This window comes from Helicobacter sp. 12S02232-10 (genome assembly GCF_002272895.1).
Lineage (GTDB): Bacteria > Campylobacterota > Campylobacteria > Campylobacterales > Helicobacteraceae > Helicobacter_J.
On record NZ_MLAQ01000047.1, the window covers coordinates 1 to 380 of the forward strand.

Annotated in this window: 1 protein-coding gene; it reads right to left on the bottom strand. The window is 37.1% G+C overall.

The genetic code is table 11. The features are described from left to right. The coding region (locus BKH41_RS09965) for a hypothetical protein (protein WP_180762824.1) at positions 1–380 on the bottom strand (380 nt) is incomplete at both ends.

Consider the following 380-nt stretch of genomic DNA (forward strand, 5'->3'; position numbering starts at 1 on the left):
TTGGGAGGTCTCATCTTTTTTTGGAGTCAGAGTTGTGATGAGATTTTGTAATTTTGTATTGTCAAAATTAATGCTAGAGGGAGTGGAACTAAAGGCAATATTGGTTGTGCCTTTGGTGGTTTGGATTTGATGGGACACATAAGTGGAGGCATTCAAGGTAATATCACTAGTACCTCCTTGTGTTTGAACACCCTGAAATTGCCCATTGGTATCATCTAAAGTGAATTTTGTGCCAGTATTAACTATAATTTTTCCAACCTTATCAGCATTCTTAATCTTTAAGTCACTTCCACTTTTTTGCAAAGTGATATTACCAACTGAAGCAGCATTGGCAATGGTTCCTGTGATGGTTCCTCTAAAATTAGTGATATCACCAATCG